The organism is Streptomyces hydrogenans, assembly GCF_014656075.1.
Classification (GTDB): domain Bacteria; phylum Actinomycetota; class Actinomycetes; order Streptomycetales; family Streptomycetaceae; genus Streptomyces; species Streptomyces hydrogenans.
This window is the reverse complement of record NZ_BNBS01000144.1, coordinates 1-18942: the sequence shown is the minus strand read 5'-3', so window position 1 is coordinate 18942 and position 18942 is coordinate 1. Positions and strand designations below refer to the sequence as shown.

Genomic DNA, 18942 nt, shown 5'->3' with positions numbered 1-18942 from the left:
CATCCCGGTCCCGGCGGCCGCCGCCGCCGACCTGGCCGCCGACCCGGCCGCCCTGCTCAGGGCCGACCCCGAGCGCTGGGCCGACACCTCCCGCGTGGACTTCACCGCCTGGCCCGCCCGCGGCGACCGCACCCGCGACACGGCGCTCCTCGGCCGCGCGCTCACCGCGTGGGCCGGGGACGGCGTCCGCACGGAGACCACCCCCCGCACCTCCGCCGCGCCACCGGCCGGGCCCCCCGCCCTGCTCTACGCGGGCGAGACCGACGGCGCGGCCGTGGTGCTCCTCCACGACGGCGTCCGGCTCGCCCGCTACACCGAACCGCCCGCCGGGGCGCCCGCCCTCGTCCTGGCCCGCGCGGACGACGCCGACGTCACCACTGCGGCCTCGGTCGTCCTGGCCCGCACCGGCGCCGGCACCCGCTACCTCCTCGCCCCGTGGATCGCCGAGGCGGGCGTACGGGACCTGGGCGCGCCGGCCGGCGCCGCCCGGGAGCTGGCCGTGGCGGCGGGCGGGGTGACCCCGCCCGTGCCGGCGCCCCGGCCGGCCGGGGCGGGCGGCTGCGGCGGGACCACGGTGCTCCAGCTGCGCTCCTCCGCCCGCATCGTCGAGGACCACGCCTTCCTCGTCGCCGACCTCGGAGGACTCGGCCCCGCGCACCTCAGCTGGACCCCGCTCCCGGCCCCCGGCGTTCCCTCCCGGCAGCCCCGCGAGGCCACCGGGCCCCTGGGGCTCGCGGCGTGGGCCCGGTCCGGCTGCCTCCTCGGCCCGCTCCGCGACTCCGGGGTGCGCTCCGTCAACCGCTGGGAGTACGCCGAGCAGCAGCTGCCCGAGCGGGCCGGCCGGGCGCTGTGGGTGTGCGCCCGCGCCGAGACCTGGGAGGGCACCGGCCGGGCCGACGTCGTCCTGGAGACCCCGGCCCGCGCCCCGGAGACCGCACGTCCCCTGCTCACGGTGCCCGACACCGCCGCGTGCGGACGCTTCGGCCAGGACGTCCTCGCCGGGGGCCCGTGGACGTCGCCGTCCGGCGCCCGCTATCTGCTCGCGGCGGGCAGTCGGCACGTCGTCGGGATCACCGCGGGCGGGGCGGTGCGGGCCCGTGCGCAGGGCCGGGTGTTCGCCGCCCGGGCCCCCGGTGCGGGCGCCGCCGTCCTCGACGGGCGGCTCGCCGAGGGCGGGCTGCTGCGCGGCTGGACGGCCGCCGGGGGGTGAGCGGGACGGGCGCCGGTCACACGGCGACGGCCCGCGGCGGGGAGGGGAGCCGCGGGACCGTCCCGCCGGACCCGTCCCGGACCAGCAGGAGCGCCGTGGTGTCGTCCTCCAGGCCGTGCGCGCCGAACCGGTCGAGGTCCTCCCGCAGCAGCCCGGGGATCCGGTCGGCGGGCTCGTCGGCCCAGGCGGCCAGCCGCTGCTCCAGCGGGTAGAAGGCGCCGCGGGCGTCCCGGGTCTCGGTCACCCCGTCGGTGAACATCAGCAGCCGGTCGCCGGGCCCGAAGGGGACCTCCTCCACGGTGAACGGCGCGTCGACGGGCACCGGCAGGTGGACCGGGACCGAGGGCGCGGTGAGCTCGACCGTCTCCACGGCCCCGTCCCGCTGCACCACCGGGGCCGGGTGGCCGCAGCTCAGCAGCCGGATCACCGGCCGGTCGTCGGGGACCTCGGCGAGCAGCACCGTCGAGAAGCGGTCGGCCGCGTCCGACTCCGGCGCCCGCTCCGCGTACCGCGCCATGCTGGCCTCCAGCCGCTGGGCGATCGCGGGGAGGTCGGGGGCGGTGTAGGCCGCCTCCCGGAAGGAGCCGAGCAGCAGGGACGCGGCCTCCACGGCCGGCAGCCCCTTGCCCTGGACGTCGCCGAGCATGATCCGGACGCCGTCGCGGACCTTGAGCGCCTTGTAGAAGTCGCCCCCGACGTGCGCGCCCGCGGCGGACGCCTCGTACAGCAGCCGCAGGTCGACCGTGCCGAGGCGGGGCGGCAGCGGGCGCAGCAGGGCCCCCTGGGCGGCCTCGGCGACGGCGCTCACCTGGCGCAGCTCGGCCTCGCGGCGCTGCCTGACGTGGCTGGAGACGGCGGCGGCGAGGGCCACCACGGCGAGCACCACCTGGTTGGCGAGGGCGGCGGGGAGCAGCGAGTCGCCGCGCGCGGCGGCCAGGGCGGCGCTCGCGGCCATCGCGAGCCCGCCGATCGCGGCGGTGCCGCGGGCGCTCCAGGTCGCCGCGGCGAGCGCCGGGGCGGCGATCAGGAAGCGGTCGAACCGTTCCTGCGGCGGGGTCAGCACATCGGCCACGGTGGCGAGGGCGATCACCAGGAACGGCAGCAGCCGCCCCAGCAGATAGCGCACCTCCGCGCGGCACGCGGGACGGCCCGGGCCGGGGCCCGCGCCGGGGACGACCCCCGGCGCGGGGGCCCTCCGCCCGGGGGCGGTCGGATCCGCGGGCATGGCTCTCCTTCGTCGGACTCCCGCGCGGCGGAGGACCGCGACGGCCTTCGACGGCCAGGATGCCCGCCGCCCGGGCCGGGCGGCAGGGGCCGTACGTCCCCGGAGCAGGGACGTACGGCCCGGAGAGGGCGCCTCGGACGGGGAGGCCCTGCTCCGTCCGGACGGTCTCGCCGCGGAGGCGTGGCAGGGGCCTTATGGCCCGCGGGCGGGGGCGCACGGCCCTGGGGAGGGGGTCCGGGCGGGGGCGTGCGCCGTCCCTACGGTCTCGCAGCGGGAGGTGGGGCAGGGGCCGTACGTCCCCGGGCCAGGGACATACGGTCTTGAGGCGGGTGCCACGGACGGGTGCCGCGCCCGAAGGGTCCCGCCGCCCGGAGACGGGGCAGGGCCCGTGTGCCCCCGGGGTGGGGGGCGTACGGGCCCGGAGGGGGGCCTCAGGCGGGGAGGTCCTGTTCCGCCCAGACGACCTTGCCGGCGGAGGTGCGGCAGGAGCCCCAGCGGCGGCACAGCATGTTCACGAGCTGGAGGCCGCGGCCGCCCTCGTCGCTGAGGTCCGCGTGCTGGATCTGCGGCAGGTCGGGGCCGGTGTCCGAGACCTCGACGACCAGCCGCTCGCCGCGCAGCAGCCGCAGCTCGCCGGGCCCGTTGCCGTACCGCAGGGCGTTGCCGACCAGTTCGGAGACGACCAGCTCGCACACGTCGGCGAGGTCGTCCAGGCCCCAGTCGGCGAGCTGCCGGGTGACCAGCCGCCGCGCCTCGGACGCGGCCCGCCCGTCGCCCGACAGCGGCCACACCCGCAGCCCGGTCTCCGCGCCGAGCGGCACGGCCCGCGCGGTCAGCAGCACCGCCTCGTCGAAGCGGCCGGGACCGGCCGGGGCCGCCGCGATCAGCCCGCCGTCCTCCAGGGCGCCGGGCGGCAGGGCGAGCGCCGCCGACCGCAGGCGCTCCAGCTGCTCCTCCAGGTCGGCGCCGCGCTCCTTGACCAGGCCGTCGGTGTACAGCACGAGCCCGCCGCCCTCGGGGACGGTCACCGTCACCGGGTCGTACGGGATCACCCCGGCGCCCAGTGGCGCCCCGGCCGGCAGCGGGACGAACTCCGCCCCGCCCCGCCCGTCGAGCAGCAGCGGCGGCAGCAGACCGGCTCCGGCCAGGGTGCACCGGGAGTCCGCCGGGTCGTAGACCGCGCAGAGGAAGGTGGCGACCTGGTCGTCCTCCAGGTCGCGGGTGGCGAGGTCGAGCCGGGCGAGGACCCGCTCGGGCGCCATGTCGAGGGTCATCAGGGTGCGGGCCACGGCCCGCAGCCGGCCCATGGTGGCGGCGGCGGGCAGCCCCTGGCCCATGACGTCGCCCGCCATCAGGGCCGTACGCCCGCCGGGCAGGGACATCACGTCGTACCAGTCGCCGCCGACCGGGTGGCGGGCCGAGGAGGGGGCGTACTCGCCGTGCACCCGCAGCCCGGGGGTGACGGGCGTGGCGCGGGGCAGCAGGCTGCGCTGGAGGGACACGACGCGTTCGCGCTCGCGGCCGTACAGCCGGGCGTTGTCGATGAAGACGGCGGCGCGGGACGCCAGCTGTTCGGCGAGCGCCAGATCGGTGGGGGAGAAGGGCGGGCTGCCGGGGCCGCGGACGAAGTCGGCGCTGCCGAGCAGCAGGCCGCGCGCGATGAGCGGCACCGCGAGGTAGCTGTGCACGCCCAGGGCGCGCATCTTCGCCGCGCCGCTGGCGGTGGGGGAGACGAGGGCGAAGTCCTCCTCGCGCATCCGGCCCACCAGCACCGGCTTGCCCTGCCGCAGACAGTACTGGTGGAGCAGCGTCTCGTGCCGCTTCTGGTCGCGGACGAAGGTCTCGCCGACCGGGGTCGCCTCCAGGGTCTCCATGGTGTCGACGGCGGCGAGCGCGACCGCGCGCATCGGCGGGACGCCCCGGCCGGTCCAGCGGGAGCCCTCCTCGCCGTGCAGGACGCTCTCCATGATGTCGACGGCGGCGCCGTCGGCGAAGTCGGGCACGGTGAACTCGGTCAGTTCCCGGGCCGTGCTCTCCAGGTCCAGGGTGGTGCCGATCCGGGTGCTCGCGGCGCTGAGCCAGGCGAGCCGGGCCTCGGTGTCGGGCCGGTCGAACGGAATCCGCCCCTCGGCACGGTCACGCCGGGTGCGGAGCGCCGCCGACCGCCGGACCGCCGAGGCACGCACGGCCGAGAACCTGCCGGTCAGGCGTCGTCCGCCGCTGCCGCCGCTCACTCTTCCGGCCTCCATACGGGAACTCGACCAGGTGTGGTGCACAGTCTGCACCGGAAGACCGTTCCGCGCACCATCCGAACAGCAGCGGAATCGAAGCCGAACGGTAGCTCTGTCACATCCGCCGATCGGGTGAAACCTGTTCGGGTTCCGTGTCGTCCTCTCCCCCGGGAACGCGTCGGAAGGCGCGGGGTCGCATCGGGAACGTGAGGATCGGAGGGCGCATGCGCCGGATGGGCAAGTACACCGCGCACGTGGCCGTGTTGGCGTCGGCGGTCGGCATCAGCCTGGCCGCGTGGGGGGCGACGGCGCTGGTGGGCGGGGAAGAGGGCGCCGCGGCGGCCGGGGCCGGGGGAGCGGGCGCGCCGAAGGTGCCGGCCCAGCAGGCCGACGGGAAGGACCGGCCCGCGAAGCCGGTCACGCGGGTGCCGGTGGGCATCGCGCACGCGGCCGAGGCGGGCGGACGGGCCGTCAACATCACGATCGACGACGGGCCGGACCCGCGCTGGACCCCGCAGATGCTGGACATCCTCAAGGAGAACGGCGTCAAGGCCGTCTTCTGCATGATCGGGCCGCAGGCGAAGCAGCACCCCGACCTGGTGAAGCGCGTGGTGGCCGAGGGGCACCGGCTGTGCGACCACACCATGACCCACGACACGGCGATGGACCGCAAGCCCGTCGCGTACCAGAAGCAGCAGATCCTCGACGCGCGGAAGATGATCGAGGAGGCCGCGGGCGGGGTGGAGGTGCAGTACTACCGTGCCCCGGGCGGGGCGTTCACGCCCGACAGCCGGAAGATAGCCGCCGCCGCGGGGATGCGGCCGCTGGGGTGGAACGTCGACACCAAGGACTTCGAGCGGCCGGGCGCCGCCGCGATCGTGGCGACCGTCAAGGGCGAGCTGTCGAACGGGCCGACGATCCTCTTCCACGACGGCGGCGGCGACCGCTCGCAGACCGTCACTGCGCTGCGGCAGGTGCTTCCGTGGCTGAAGCAGCAGGGGCACACCTTCAGCTTCCCGGTCCGCACGGCCCCGGACACCCCGTAGGGGCCGGGGCCGGGCGCCCCGTCAGCGCCGGACGGTGTCGTCGGTCTTGAGGTCGTCGATCGCGTCGTCGAAGTCGTCGACCTGGTCGGGGCAGTAGACCTGGAGCACGATCCGCTCGACCTCGACGGCCTTGGTGTCGGCGATGACCGGGCGGTTGCCGGGGCCGCCGGTGCCGGTGGAGAGCTGCTGGATCCGGTACAGCGCCTCCTTCAGGGCGTTGCCGGGGGCCTCGCAGACCTGGCCGCCGTCGGTGCCGAGCAGCCGCTCGACGGTCTCCTGGTCGGGGGCGGGGTATCCCGCCTTCACCAGGTCCTGGCTGAGCTGCTGGGCCTTGTCCGCGGTCTCGTCGGTCCGCTTGAAGGCGCTGTACCGGATCAGGCCGGTGACCAGCAGGCCGACCAGGATCACGATCGCGCCCCAGTAGATCCACTTGTGCTCCGAGGCGAAGCGGGTCGGGCTCATGCGGCGTCTCCCTCGTGCGGGGCGTCGGCCGCGGCCGTGCGCCAGCTGGGCTTGCGCATTTTCAGGAAGGTCCAGGGGATGAGCAGTCCGAGGATCACCAGTCCGCCGCCGACGATGAGGATGTACGACCAGACGCTGCCGCTGCCGAACTGCGAGGGCGGCACGAAGCCGATGAACATGGCCGCGAGCGAGGAGAGCAGGCCGACCGTGCAGATCAGGCCCAGGGCGGGCGCCCGGTAGCCGCGCGGGTGGTCGGGCTTGAGCTTCCGCAGGCGCATCGCCGCGACGAACATCAGCAGGTAGACGATGAGGTAGACCTGCGTGGTGATGGTCGAGAAGATCCAGTACACGCTGGAGACGTTCGGGATCAGCGCGTAGCCGAGGGCGATGACGGAGGTCACGATGCCCTGGGTGACGAGGATGTTCTGCTGGATGCCGAACTTGTTGAGCTTCTGCAGGAACGGCGGCAGGTAGCCCTCGCTGCGGGAGATCTCCAGGAGGCCCTTGGACGGGCCGGCCAGCCAGGTGAGCATGCCGCCGAGGGAGGCGGAGATCAGCATGATGGCCGCGATCGGGGTCATCCAGCCGACGTTGAAGTACGAGAAGAAGGCGTCGAACGCCTGCATGACGCCGGCGGTGAGGCTGAGCTGGTCCGCGGGGACGACCCAGCTGATCGCCAGGGCGGGCAGGATGAAGATCAGCAGCACCAGGCCCATCGCCAGGAACATCGACTTCGGGTACTCCTTCGCCGGGTTCTTCAGCGAGGAGACGTGCACCGCGTTCATCTCCATGCCGGAGTACGACAGGAAGTTGTTGACGATCAGGACCAGGCTCGCGAGGCCGGTCCACTGGGGCAGCAGATGGCTGGCGTCCATCGGCGCCGCCGAGGGGTTGCCCTGGCCGAGGAAGACCATGCCGAGGACGACGAGGACGGTGCCGGGCACCAGGGTGCCGATGATCAGGCCCCAGCTGGACAGCCCGGCGAGGGCCTTGGTGCCGCGTGAGGAGACCCAGACGCCGGTCCAGTACAGGACCATGATGACGATCGCGGTGTAGAGGCCGTTCGAGGCGAGCGAGGGATCGATCACGAAGGCGATCGTCGAGGCGACGAAGGCCAGCAGGCTCGGGTAGTAGAAGATCGTCATCGCGAACTGGCACCAGACGGCGAGGAAGCCGAGCGGCTTCGACAGCCCCTCGGCCACCCACCGGTAGACGCCGCCCGACCAGCCGGAGGCCAGCTCGGCGGAGACCAGGGCCGTCGGCAGCAGGAAGACGATGGCGGGCACCAGGTAGAGGAAGACGCAGGCGAGTCCGTACACGGCCATCGTCGGCGCGGCGCGCAGGCTGGCCACCGACGCGGTGGTCATCAGGGCCAGCGTCACCCATGTGAGGGTGGGCGGGGCGACCGGCCGCGCCTCCGCGCGGGGTTTCGGCAGGTCGGCCGGGACGTCCATCGAGGCCATGGGCCCTCCCTGGGGAATCGGCGTGATCGACGTGATCCGCCCCAGGCTGCGGGACGGCGGGCGCGCGCGCAGGGCGGGTGAGCCGTCCGGGTGACGGAGGGTCGGCGGACGCGCCGCGCCCCCGGCGCCGGGTGCCGGGTGCGGCCGGGTGGGGGATGCTGAGCCTTCGTCACCCCCTACCCGAGGAGGCTGCCGTGGCGCGACCCGCGGGGGATCCGCAGGAGCCGGTGGTACGGGTGCCCGGCCGGGCGGCCGGCGGCGGGACGGGCGGCGGGCCCGACGCGGAGCTCGACCGGATCGCCTCCTTCCTGACCCGGCTCACCGGACTGCTGCTGCGCACCTCCGGAGAGGGCTCCGAGCTGATCGCGCGTGAGGTCGGGGAGGCCGGGCGGGCGCTGGGCGCCGAGGTGTCCGTGCTGCTCGTCATGGAGACCGCCACGCTGACCGTCACCGTCCCGGACGGACGGACGCGGACCGTCATCGTGTACGCGGCCCCCGAGGTCGCCCGGCTGGACCGGATCGCGGCGCTGAAGCCGCTCGTGGCGGACGTCCGCGCCGGGCGGGCGGGGGCGGCGGAGGCGAGCGCCCGGCTGGACCGGATCGAGGCGGCGCCGGCGCCGTACCCGTGGTGGCTGAAGCTGCTCGGGATCGTGCTCTTCTCGCTGGGCTTCGCCCCGCTGATGCAGCCCACCTGGTACGAGCTCGGCACCACCGCCGTCCTGGCGACCCTGGCCGCGGCCCTCGCGGTGGCGTCCGACCGGGTTCCGCGGCTGGCCAGGGTGCTGCCGCTGGTCGCCTCGCTGGTGGTGTCCGTCGTCACGATCGAACTGTTCGCCGGGGACCCGGCGCACGGCGGGCCGGTGCTGCTGATGCTGCCCGCGCTGTTCTTCTTCGTGCCCGGCGACTACCTGAGCGCGGCCGCCGCCGAACTCGGCGCGGGGCTGATCACCACGGGCGCGATCCGGCTGGTGTACGCGGTCTTCCTGCTGGTCCAGCTGTGCGTCGGGGTGCTGCTCGGGGTGTACGGCACCGGCACGTCGACCCGGGCCCTCTTCGACACGGCCGCGGACGCCGACCTGCCGCGCTGGGTGCTGTTCGCCTCGTGGACGGTCTTCACCGTCGGCACGCTGCTCGCGTTCGCGATCCCGCGCCGCTTCTTCTGGCACCTGCTGGCCCTCGTCTACCTGACCGTGGCGGTGCAGTCGGCGGCCACCGCGCTCGTCGGGGAGACCGGCGGGACCTTCGTGGCGGCGGCGGTGCTGGCGGCGGTGGCGACGCTGCTGTCCCGGGGGGCGGACCGGCCGCCCCGGCTCCTGCTCGTCCTGCCCGGCTTCTTCACGCTCACCGTCGGCTCGCTCGGCATGCGCGGGCTGACCACGCTGGCGGGGGGCCATGTCGTGGACGGCTTCTCGGACCTGCTGGAACTCGTCCTGGTCGTCACCGCCATCGCGGTGGGGCTGGTCCTCGGCGCCACGCTGGTGCCGGACCGGAAGACGGGAGGGGAACCCCCTATTCCGTCCAGCTGAGGTTAGGCTAACCTAAGTGACGTGCAAGCAGGTGAAGAGACCTCCACGGTCCCCCGCCCGCGCGGTCACGAGCTGTCGGCCACCGCCGTCACCGTCGCCTACGACGGAGTCGACGTCGTCCACGACGCCTCGCTGACCCTGCGGCCCGGCCAGGTGACCGTCCTCGTGGGACCGAACGGCAGCGGCAAGTCCACGCTGCTGCGCACGGTCGCACGCCTCCAGCGGCCGCGCGGCGCCCGCCTCGTCCTCGACGGCGACACCGACGGGCTCGCCCTGAGCCCCCGTGAGTTCGCCCGCAGGGTGGCGCTCCTGACGCAGGGCCGGCCCGTGCCGGGCGGACTCACCGTCCGCGACCTCGTCGAGTTCGGCCGCTACCCCCACCGCGGCCGCTGGGGCGCGTCCGATCCGGACGGCCCCGCCGCCGTGGACCGGGCGCTCGCCCTCACCGGCGTCGGCGAACTCGCCGACCGGGGCGCCGAGCACCTCTCCGGCGGACAGCTCCAGCGGGTCTGGCTCGCCGGCTGCCTCGCCCAGGAGACCGGCGTGCTCCTCCTCGACGAACCCACCACCTACCTCGACCTGCGCTACCAGGTCGAACTCCTCGACCTCATGCGCGACCTGGCGGACCACCACGGCATCGCCGTCGGCGCCGTCCTCCACGACCTCGACCAGGCCGCCGCCGTCGGCGACCGGATCGTCCTGCTCCACGCCGGACGCGTCGTCGCCGACGGACTCCCCGAGGACGTCCTCACCGGACCCCGCCTCACCGAGACGTACGGCATCCGCGTCGAGGTCGACACCGACCCTCTCACCGGCAGGCCGCGCACCCGCGCGCTGGGCCGGCACCACACGCGACCCCCCGCGCGATCCGAAAGGCTCAGCCCCACCCCATGAGAAAGCACCTCCTCACCGCCGCGGCCCTCACCACGGCGGCCTTCGCCCTGACCACGCTCACCGCGTGCGGCACCACCGAGCCCGCCGCCGACGCCAAGGCGGACAAGAAGGCCGAGCCGATCACCCTCACCGACGACACCGGCACCGAGGTCAAGCTCGACGGCCCCGCCACCAAGGTCGTCGGCACCGAGTGGAACGTCGTCGAGCAGCTGATCTCGCTCGGCGTCGACCCCGTCGGCGTCTCCGACGTCAAGGGCTACAAGACCTGGAACACCGCCGTCCCGCTCAAGAACGAGCCCAAGGACATCGGCACCCGCGGCGAGCCCAGCATGGACACCATCGCGGCCCTCAAGCCCGACCTGATCCTCGCCACCTCCGACCTGCCGCCGGCCGCCGTCAAGCAGCTCCGCGCCGTCGCCCCGGTCCTGGAGGTCAAGGCCGCCGACGCCGCCGACCCGATCGGCCGGATGACGAAGAACCTCGACCTCATCGCCCGGGCCACCGGCACCACCGCCAGGGCCGACGAGCTCAAGAAGGGCTTCGAGACCAAGCTGGAGGAGGGGAAGAAGGCCCTCGCCGACGCCGGCCTCGCCGGCGCGAAGTACGCCTTCGCCGACGGCTACGTCGTCTCCAACCAGGTCTCCGTCCGCCCCTACACCAGCGGTTCGCTGATCGGCGGCGTCAACGAGAAGCTCGGCCTGGAGAACGCCTGGACCGTCGAGGGCGACCCGGCCTACGGCCTCGGCACCACCGACGTCGAGGGCCTCACCAAGCTCGGCGACGGCGTCCACTTCGCCTACATCGGCAACGACGGCGACCCCGCCGCCACCCCCTTCTCCGGCGTCCTCGCCAAGGACAAGGTGTGGACCTCCCTCCCCTTCGTCAAGAAGGGCGACGTCCACCGCCTCCCCGACGGCATCTGGATGTTCGGCGGCACCGAGTCGATGAACCGGTACGTCGACTCCGTCGTCACCGCGCTCACCGAGAAGTAGGACACGAGGAAACACAGCACCATGGCCGTCACCGCGACCACCCCCGCCGCTCCCACCCAGGCCGCAGCCACCCGCACGGGCGCGGCCGCGGTGACGGCCTCACTGGTCCTCCTCGTCGCCTGCCTCGCGCTCGTCGACCTCACCCAGGGCACCGCCGCCGTCGGCGCGGCCGAGATCGTCAAGGCGGTCGCCGGTCACGCCGACCCCGGCGACGCCTCCGTCGTCGTCGCCTCCCGGCTGCCCCGCATGGCCGCCGGCCTCCTCGTCGGCGCCGCCCTCGGCATGGCCGGCGCCGCCCTCCAGGCCGTCAGCCGCAACGTCCTCGCCGCGCCCGACACCCTCGCCGTCAACGCCGGCTCCTACTTCGCGCTCGGCCTCGCCGCCGCCACCGGCGTCTCCCTGCCGCTCCTCGCCTCCTCCGGCATCGCCTTCGCCGGCGGCCTCGCCGCGGCCGCCGTCGTCCTCGGCCTCTCCGGCCTCGGCTCCGGAACCGTCCGCCTGGTCCTCGCCGGCAGCGCCCTCACCCTCGGGCTCGGCGCCCTCACCGAGGGCCTGCTGCTCCTCTTCCCGCAGCAGACCGAGGGCGTCTACCACTGGAACCAGGGCAGCATCGCCCAGAGCGGCTTCGACGGCGTCCTCCAGATGCTCCCCGTCGCCGCCGTCGGCGTCCTCGGACTCCTCCTGCTGGCCCGCCGCGTCGACGCCCTCGCCCTCGGCGACGAGGCCGCCCGCGGACTCGGCGTCCCGGTCCGCTCCACCCGCGTCCTCGCCGTCGCCCTCGCCGCGCTCCTCGCCACCTCCGCCGTCACCCTCGCCGGGCCCGTCGGCTTCGTCGGCCTCTGCGCCCCGGCCCTCATGCGCCCGCTCGCCCGCCGCTTCCGCGGCTACGCCCGCGGCCGGACCTTCGTCCCGGCCGCCGGACTCGCGGGCGCCGCCCTCGTCCTCGGCGCCGACGTCCTGCTGCGCGCCGTCGTCCCCGCCGACACCGCCGTCGCCGTCCCGACCGGCGTCGTCACCAGCCTCGTCGGCGCCGTCTTCGTCATCGTCATGGCCGCCCGGCTCCGCGACACCGGCGACGTCGCCGTCGACCGGCTCCGCATCCGCGGCCGCACCGCCTTCCTCGCCACCGCGGCCGTCCTCGTCGCCGCCCTCCTCGGCGCGACGGTCGCCGGAGTGCTCCTCGGCGACGCCAAACTCCTCCTCGGCGACGTGACCAACTGGATGGCGGGCCGGGCCGGACAGACCGTCTCCTTCGTCCTCGACACCCGTGTGCCGCGGGTCCTCGCCGCACTCCTCGCGGGCGGCGCGCTCGCCCTCGCCGGGACCCTCGTCCAGGCCGTCACCCGCAACCCGCTCGCCGAACCCGGCATCATGGGCGTCTCCGGCGGCGCCGCACTGGGCGCCGTCCTGCTCGTCACCACCGTGCCGATGGCCGGGTCCTGGAGCGTCGCGGGCGCCGCCTTCGCCGGCGCGACGGGCGCCGCCCTCATCGTCTTCGGCCTCGCCGCCCGCGGCGGCTTCCGGCAGACCCGGCTCGTCCTCGTCGGCTTCGCCGTGCACACCGGCACCGCCGCCGTCGTCGGGCTCCTCATCATCCTCACCGACCCGTTCAACGCCACCAAGGCGCTCACCTGGCTCTCCGGGTCCACCTACGGCCGCACCCTGCCGGACGTCCTCCCGCTCGCCGTGGCCCTCGCCCTCGGCGTGGCCGTCGCGCTCGCCCGGCGCACCGAACTCGACCTGGTCTCCCTCGACGAGGACACCCCCCGCCTCCTCGGCCTCCCGCTCGGCCCCGGCCGCCTCGGCTTCCTCGCCCTGAGCGTGCTGCTGAGCGCCACCGCAGTCGCCGCCGCCGGCACCATCGGCTTCGTCGGCCTGGTGGCCCCGCACGCCGCCCGCGCCCTGGTCGGGCGCCGCCACCACCGGGTCGTCCCGGTCGCGGTGCTGCTCGGCGCTGTCCTCGTCTGCGTCGCCGACGCCGTGGGCCGGACCGTGATCGCCCCCGCCCAGCTCGGCGCCGGCCTCATGACCGCCGTCATCGGCACCCCGTACTTCCTGTACCTCCTGGTCCGCAGCCGCCGCTGACCGGCCCGTAGGATCGCCGGGACATCCGGACGAGCGAGGAGCGCGTGGCAGTGACCGCCGTGGTGGAACCGACCAGTCCGGCCCTTCCGGAGCCACCGGAGCTCCGGGAACGGGACGAGGACGGGCAGCGCCTCGGCGCCCTGCTCTGGCGGCCCGGACCCGGCTGGCGGGCCGTCAGCAGCGCCGTCCTCGGCGGCGGCATCGGGGAGCGGGCCTGGGTGATGAACGCCCAGGTCGCCCACGGCTACACCCGCACCGACCCGGAGGCGCACCTCGCGGCGCTCGCCCGGCGGGCCGGACTCGACGGGCCCGGGGTGGGACTGATGACCGCCGCCGAGGTCGCCCGGCACGGGGCCGCCCGCGACGGCGGCGTCGACGCGGTGGCCACCGCCGGGATCGACGTACGCGGATGGGCGGCGGCGCCCGTCGCGGGGGTCCCCGGACCGCAGGCCCCCGGCACGATCAACATCGTCGTCACCGTGCCCGCGCCGCTCACCGACGCCGCCCTCGTCAACGCCGTGGCGACCGCCACCGAGGCCAAGGTGCAGGCGCTGCTGGACGCCGGCCTCGACTGCTCCGGCACCCCGACGGACGCGGTCTGCGTGCTCGCCCGGACGCCCCGGACCGGCGGCCTTGCCGAGCCCTTCGCGGGGCCCCGCTCGCTCTGGGGCGCCCGCCTGGCCCGCGCCGTGCACGCGGCGGTGGGCGCGGCCCTCCCGGGCCCCGGCGTCAGCCGAGCGCGGTGACCTCGGCGAGCAGCGTCGCGCGGTCGACGGCCTCGCTCGCGGTCGCGGGCACCGTGCAGGCGTGGGCGCCGGCCACCGCGCCGTACAGGGCGCAGCGCTCCGGGGGTTCGCCGGAGAGGCGGCCGAAGAGGAATCCGGCGGCGTAGGCGTCCCCCGCGCCGTTGGAGTCGACGACCGGGCCGCGCGGGGCGACCGCCGGGACGTGCAGCGGGTCCCCGCCCGCGCGCGTGAGCAGGTACGAGCCGTCCGCGCCGGCCGTGGCCACGACCGCCTCCGCCCGGCCGCGTTCCAGGACCCGGCGCATGGTCGCCACCGGGTCGGACAGCGCCGTCGACGAGACGAACACGACGTCGGAGCCGTACGCGAAGGGCTCGTGGTACGGGTTCTCCCCGTCCCAGTCGTGCAGGTCCGTCGAGACGGTGAGCCCCGCCTCGTGGAGCAGCGGCAGGGCGAAGGCGCAGGGGTACGTGATCGACACGTGGGCGTGTCGGCTGGCCGCGGCCAGCTTGCGGACCAGGTCCTCCGGGAGCCGGTCGGACTCCTGGGACCGCGTGTCGTCGTACAGGGAGAGCCGGCGGCCGTCGGGGCCCACGAGGTTGACGGCCCGCTTGGTGCCGGCGGGCTGCCGGACCTCGGTGAGTTCGATGCCACGGTCGCGGTGGAAGGCGCGGACCAGATCGCCTGCCTCGTCGTCGCCCAGCAGGTCGATGTGGTGGGTGCGCAGTCCCAGCGAGCTGGTCCCGAGCGCCACGAAGTCGCCGGTCTGTCCGGCGCGGGTCTCGATGCCGGGGCGGATCTTGTAGCTGTCGGCGTACGGGAGCGGGAGCTCGGGGACGTACACGATCGTGTCGACGCCCGCCCCTCCCAGGACGAGGACGTCGTACGAGCTGCTCATCGCTTCTCCTCTCACGGATGTGCGGTGAGTCAACCAGCCCCGCCACCGGCTCCGCAAGATCTTGCTGAATCTTGCTGAAAGAAGGGGTGCGGGAACGGCGACGGCCCGCCCCCCGGAGGGAACGGGCCGTCGTGGCAGGCGGGTTCGCGCGTCAGCCGAGCACGACCGGGAGCTCGAAGAGGTCGTTCTGGGTGACCACCGGCTTGTTCCGCAGCTCCTCGCGCGGCACCGCCAGCCTCAGCTCGGGGAAGCGGGCGTACAGCGCGGGGAGCGCCACCGACGCCTCCAGACGGGACAGCGCCGCGCCCGGGCAGACGTGCGGGCCGTGGCCGAAGGCGATGTGCCGGATCGGCTCGCGGGTGACGTCGAAGTCGCCCGCCGTCGGGCCGTGCTGCACCTCGTCCCGGCCGATCGCGCCGTGCGACACGATCAGCGCCTCGCCCTTCGCCAGCACCCGGTCGCCGATCTGGATGTCCTCGCTCGCGAACCGGATGAGCACGTGCGAGGTCGGCGTCGACCAGCGCAGCGTCTCCTCGATCACGTTCTCCCACGGCACCTCGCCCTTGAGGACCAGGGCGCGCTGCTCCGGGTGGGTCTCCAGGGCGACGACGGCGTTCACGATCAGACTGATGGTCGTCTCGTGGCCGGCCGCCACCATCAGCTGGAGGGTGTTGGTGATCTCCTCCGTGCTGAGCCGGTCGCCGTCCTCCGACGCCTCGATCAGCGCGCTCGTCAGGTCGTCGCCGGGCGACTCCTTCTTGCCCGCGACGATCCCGGCGAAGAGCGTGCCGAGGTCCGTCATCATCTGCGGCACCTCCTCCGGCGGCGTCTGTGTCGAGAAGAACTTGTCGAACAGCTCCTTCATCCGCGGGTGGTCCGCCGCGTCCACGCCCATCAGCTCGCCGACGACGTTCATCGGCAGCGGGTAGGCGAACTCCGCCTTCAGGTCCACCGTCTCGCCCGCCGGCCGCTCCGCGAGCCGGTCGAGCAGACCCGTCGTCAGGGCCTCGATGCCGGCCCGCAGCCGCTCCACCCGGCGCGCGGTGAGCGCCTGGGCGACCAGGGTGCGCAGCCGGCGGTGCTCCTCGCCGTCCACCGTCAGCATCGACCTGCCGGGGTTTGCCAGGCCGATCAGCGGCCAGTCCAGCGGTATCTCGCCGCGCTGCCAGGCCCCCCACTGCTCGATGTCCTTCACGAGCCGGGAGTCCGTGAGGAGCGCCCGGGCCTCGGCGTGACGGGTGACCGCGAAGCAGGGCACGCCGCCGGGCAGCACGACGCGGGCCAGCGGGCCGGCCTCGCGGAGCCGGGCGCCCTCGCCGTCGAGGTCCGTGACGAAGGGGTCGAGGACCACGGGCTCGGCGGCGGTGTGGTCGATGGGGCAGGTCATGCGGTCCCTCCAAGGGCGGGGGTCGGGGTGTACGTCACCGGCAGCGCGGAGAGACCGCGCAGCCAGGGGGAGGGGCGACGTGTCAGGGCGGTCTCGACGACGGCGAGGTCGACGTCCGGCAGCCGGTCGAGCAGGACCTCGATGCCGGTCCTGGCGATGGTCTCGGCGACCTCCTGCGCGGGGAACGGACAGCGGTGCTCGCCGTGGCCGAAGGAGAGGTGGGCGTTGTTGCCGCCGGTGAGGGCGCCCGCGTCGGCCCGGACGTGCGGGTCGGCGTTGGCGGCGGCGAGTCCGAGCAGCACCAGGTCGCCGCGGTCGATCCGCTTCCCGCCGAGGTGGGTGTCGCGCGAGGCCCAGCGGCCGGCGACGTTCTGCGTGGGGGTGTCCTCCCACAGCACCTCGTTCATCGCCTCGCCGACGCTGTGCCGGCCGCCGGAGAGCGAGGCGGCGAAGCGGTCGTCGGTGAGCATCAGGCGCAGCGAGTTGCCGATCCAGTCGGCGGTCGGCTGGTGGCCCGCGGCCATCATCACCATGAGGTCCTGGGCGACCTCCTCGACGGTGAACCCCGCGGTGTTGCCGAGCATCCGCGAGGCGACGTCGTCGCCGGGCTCGGCGGCCTTGGCGGTGAGCAGCGCGACCATCGACCCCGCCAGGTGCTGCTGGCCGGCCAGCGCGCCCGGACCGCCGTTGATCATGTCGTTCATCGCCGTGACCAGCGCCGGGCCCTCTTCGTCCGCGAAGCCGTAGATGCTGGCGAGGACCCGGACGGGGAGCAGCATCGCGTACTCGGCGATGATGTCGCACGCGCCCTTGCCGCACAGCCCGTCGATCAGCTCGTCGGCGAACCGCTCGGCGCGCCGCCGCAGTTCGAAGGGGTCGACGGACTCCAGCGCGGCGGAGATGACCTCGGCCCGCTCGCGGTGGCGCTCGCCGACCGTGTAGAGGATCGACGGCTGCTTGCGGCCGATCATGGGCAGCAGCGGCCAGTCGGCGGGGATGGCGTCCCACTGGTTCCACAGCTCGGAGTCGCGGGAGAAGAGCACCGGGTCGCTGGTGACCTGGTGCAGTTCGCGGTAGCCGAGGACCAGCCAGGCGGGCACGTCCCCGTCGAGGACGACCGGGGCGACGGCCCCGTGGTCCCGCCGGATCCGCCGGTACAGCTCGACGGGGTCGGTGTGGAAGCGGGGCCCGCTCAGCGGGACCGGCGCGGGTTCGGCAGGGTTCACGGGGCGGGCTCCGGGACGGGCCGCGGACCGTGCTCGGGGTCGGCGGCGACGACGTTCTTCAGGTGCTCGACGAGCGAGATGAGGACCTGCTTGCTGGACTCCCGCGAGCGGGCGTCGCAGAAGACCAGCGGGACCTCGTCGGCGAGGTCGAGGGCCTCGCGGATCTCGGCGGGGGAGTGCGAGGGGCCGCCGAAGTCGTTGCAGGCGACGACGAACGGGGTGCCGTGGTGCTCCAGGCGGTCGACGGCGTACCAGGAGTCCGAGATCCGGCGGGTGTCGACGAGGACGACGGCGCCGAGCGTGCCGGAGAAGAGCCGGTCCCACAGGAACCAGAAGCGCTCCTGGCCGGGCGCGCCGAACAGGTACAGCACGTTGCGCGCGTCCAGCGAGATGCGGCCGAAGTCGAAGGCGACGGTGGTGGCCGTCTTGGCGGCGACGCCGACGGTGTCGTCGATGCCCTCGCCCGCCTGCGACATGGTCTCCTCGGTGTTCAGCGGACGGATCTCGCTGACCGAGCGGACCAGGGTGGTCTTGCCGACGCCGAAACCGCCGACGACGACGATCTTCAGACCGTTGTCGGCGGTGCTGCTCAGGGTCTGGCGCTGCTCAGAGATTGCGGAGTCCAACGAGCACCTGCTCCAGGATGTCGTGATCGGGAAGGCGGTACGAGGTGGGGCGCGGGTGCCGCGCGCTGATCCGGCCGGTGTCGTGCAGGTCGGCCAGGAGGATCCTGGTGATCGACACGGGCAGCCCGAGCCCGGCCGCGACCTCCACGACGGCGGTGGGGAAGCGGCACATGCGCAGGATGGCGGCGTGCTCGGACTGCATGCCGGGCGCCGGATCGCTCTCCGCCACCACGAGCGTGACCACGTCGAAGGCGGTCGATCCGGAACTGCTGCGGCCGCCGGTCAGGGTGTAGAGGCGGTCGGGGGAGTCGTCGCGACCCGGCCTGACGCGGCTCATCCCCGCGGCCTCGCGACGAGGTGCTCGCCCAGCTGCTCGACCAGTTCGGTCATGTTGTGCCCGACGAGTCCTGCGTCGGCGTCCTCGTCGGCGACGAGCGCGAGGTGGGCGCCCTCCCCGGCCTCGACGATGAAGAGGATGCCGCCGTAGAACTCGGCCATCGCGGAGCGGACCCCGCCGGTGCCGTCGCCGAACTCCACGGAGGCCCCGTGCGACAGGCTCTGGATGCCCGCGGCGATCGCGGAGAGCTGGTCGGCCTGGTCGACGGAGAGCCCGGAGGTGCGGCAGAGCTTGAGGCCGTCCCGGGAGAGGACCAGGGCGTGCCGGGTGCCCGGGGTCCGTTCCAGCAGGCCCTCCAGGAGCCAGCTGAGCTTGTCGTCGGTGGTCGTGCCGGTCATCGCGGATTGCCTTCCGAATGGGGGTGGTTCGAGGACGGCGTGGTCGGTTCCGCCGCGGGGGGAGCGGACGCGTCGGGGCCGGCGGCGGGGGGCTCGCCGGAGGGGGTCCCGGTGCCGCGCAGGCCGCTCTGGAAACCGCCGAAGCGGGCGCGGGCCGTCTCGTACGTGCGGGGCGCGGCCGGCCGGGTGCGCA

16 protein-coding genes and 2 pseudogenes are annotated in these 18942 nt (G+C 74.7%); 7 read left to right on the top strand and 11 right to left on the bottom strand.

Annotation, left to right across the window (positions count from 1 at the left end; translation table 11 throughout):
* Positions 1–1210 (top strand): annotated as a pseudogene (locus IE321_RS36015) (hypothetical protein); the annotation flags it as partial.
* A 16-nt stretch (positions 1211–1226) separates the two neighbouring features.
* Here IE321_RS36015 and IE321_RS36010 read toward each other — a convergent pair.
* Together IE321_RS36010 and IE321_RS36005 are read right to left on the bottom strand one after the other, a co-directional pair.
* Positions 1227–2435, bottom strand: a complete 1209-nt coding sequence (locus IE321_RS36010; protein WP_190226013.1) for a PP2C family protein-serine/threonine phosphatase — start codon at positions 2433–2435, stop codon at positions 1227–1229.
* 431 nt (positions 2436–2866) lie between these two features.
* Positions 2867–4669 (bottom strand): ATP-binding SpoIIE family protein phosphatase, encoded by a 1803-nt coding sequence (locus tag IE321_RS36005; RefSeq protein WP_226652515.1) that lies wholly within the window; start codon positions 4667–4669, stop codon positions 2867–2869.
* A gap of 221 nt (positions 4670–4890) precedes the next feature.
* Here IE321_RS36005 and IE321_RS36000 point away from each other — a divergent pair, with 221 nt between their 5' ends.
* The gene (locus IE321_RS36000) at positions 4891–5712 is read left to right on the top strand and encodes a polysaccharide deacetylase family protein (RefSeq protein ID WP_043225745.1); all 822 of its coding nucleotides are present in this window, start codon (positions 4891–4893) and stop codon (positions 5710–5712) included.
* A gap of 21 nt (positions 5713–5733) precedes the next feature.
* Here IE321_RS36000 and IE321_RS35995 read toward each other — a convergent pair whose 3' ends face one another.
* On the bottom strand, positions 5734–6174 hold the full coding sequence (locus tag IE321_RS35995; RefSeq protein ID WP_190226011.1) for a hypothetical protein: 441 nt from the start codon (positions 6172–6174) through the stop codon (positions 5734–5736).
* Positions 6171–7637, bottom strand: coding sequence for a glutamate/gamma-aminobutyrate antiporter GadC (gene gadC, locus IE321_RS35990; protein WP_190226010.1), 1467 nt, complete (start codon positions 7635–7637; stop codon positions 6171–6173). The genes IE321_RS35995 and gadC overlap by 4 nt, the downstream gene beginning before the upstream one ends.
* A gap of 194 nt (positions 7638–7831) precedes the next feature.
* On the opposite strand from gadC, the gene IE321_RS35985 reads away from it, so the two are divergent.
* Genes IE321_RS35985 through IE321_RS35965 form a run of 5 tightly spaced genes read left to right on the top strand, consistent with a single transcriptional unit; the run spans position 7832 to position 13880 of the window.
* The gene (locus IE321_RS35985) at positions 7832–9163 is read left to right on the top strand and encodes a threonine/serine exporter family protein (protein ID WP_226652514.1); all 1332 of its coding nucleotides are present in this window, start codon (positions 7832–7834) and stop codon (positions 9161–9163) included.
* Between the two features lie 21 nt (positions 9164–9184).
* Positions 9185–10057 (top strand): ABC transporter ATP-binding protein, encoded by an 873-nt coding sequence (locus IE321_RS35980; protein ID WP_190226008.1) that lies wholly within the window; start codon positions 9185–9187, stop codon positions 10055–10057.
* Entirely contained in the window at positions 10054–11049 is a 996-nt protein-coding gene (locus IE321_RS35975; RefSeq protein ID WP_190226007.1) for an iron-siderophore ABC transporter substrate-binding protein, read from the top strand. The genes IE321_RS35980 and IE321_RS35975 overlap by 4 nt, the downstream gene beginning before the upstream one ends.
* Positions 11050–11070: 21 nt before the next feature.
* Entirely contained in the window at positions 11071–13134 is a 2064-nt protein-coding gene (locus IE321_RS35970) for an iron ABC transporter permease (RefSeq protein WP_190226006.1), read from the top strand.
* Positions 13135–13184: 50 nt separating this feature from the next.
* Positions 13185–13880, top strand: coding sequence for an adenosylcobinamide amidohydrolase (locus IE321_RS35965; RefSeq protein ID WP_190226014.1), 696 nt, complete (start codon positions 13185–13187; stop codon positions 13878–13880).
* Here the strand turns inward: IE321_RS35965 and IE321_RS35960 are convergent.
* From IE321_RS35960 to IE321_RS42485, 7 genes and pseudogenes are all read right to left on the bottom strand, one after another.
* Positions 13864–14775 carry an adenosine kinase gene (locus IE321_RS35960; RefSeq protein WP_190226005.1) on the bottom strand — a complete coding sequence of 304 codons (912 nt, stop codon included), beginning with the start codon at positions 14773–14775 and terminating at the stop codon, positions 13864–13866. The two genes, IE321_RS35965 and IE321_RS35960, sit on opposite strands and share 17 nt — an antisense overlap.
* Positions 14776–14926: 151 nt before the next feature.
* Positions 14927–16162, bottom strand: coding sequence for a cytochrome P450 family protein (locus tag IE321_RS35955; RefSeq protein ID WP_190226004.1), 1236 nt, complete (start codon positions 16160–16162; stop codon positions 14927–14929).
* The gene (locus tag IE321_RS35950) at positions 16159–17388 is read right to left on the bottom strand and encodes a cytochrome P450 (RefSeq protein WP_190226003.1); all 1230 of its coding nucleotides are present in this window, start codon (positions 17386–17388) and stop codon (positions 16159–16161) included. Before IE321_RS35950 ends, IE321_RS35955 begins: the two co-directional genes overlap by 4 nt.
* Positions 17385–18014 (bottom strand): GTP-binding protein, encoded by a 630-nt coding sequence (locus tag IE321_RS35945; protein ID WP_043225757.1) that lies wholly within the window; start codon positions 18012–18014, stop codon positions 17385–17387. Before IE321_RS35945 ends, IE321_RS35950 begins: the two co-directional genes overlap by 4 nt.
* Positions 17995–18351, bottom strand: a complete 357-nt coding sequence (locus tag IE321_RS35940; RefSeq protein WP_043225759.1) for a DUF742 domain-containing protein — start codon at positions 18349–18351, stop codon at positions 17995–17997. Before IE321_RS35940 ends, IE321_RS35945 begins: the two co-directional genes overlap by 20 nt.
* Positions 18348–18749 carry a roadblock/LC7 domain-containing protein gene (locus tag IE321_RS35935; protein ID WP_043225763.1) on the bottom strand — a complete coding sequence of 134 codons (402 nt, stop codon included), beginning with the start codon at positions 18747–18749 and terminating at the stop codon, positions 18348–18350. The genes IE321_RS35940 and IE321_RS35935 overlap by 4 nt, the downstream gene beginning before the upstream one ends.
* Positions 18746–18942 (bottom strand): annotated as a pseudogene (locus tag IE321_RS42485) (hypothetical protein); the annotation flags it as partial. The pseudogene IE321_RS42485 and the gene IE321_RS35935, both read right to left, overlap by 4 nt.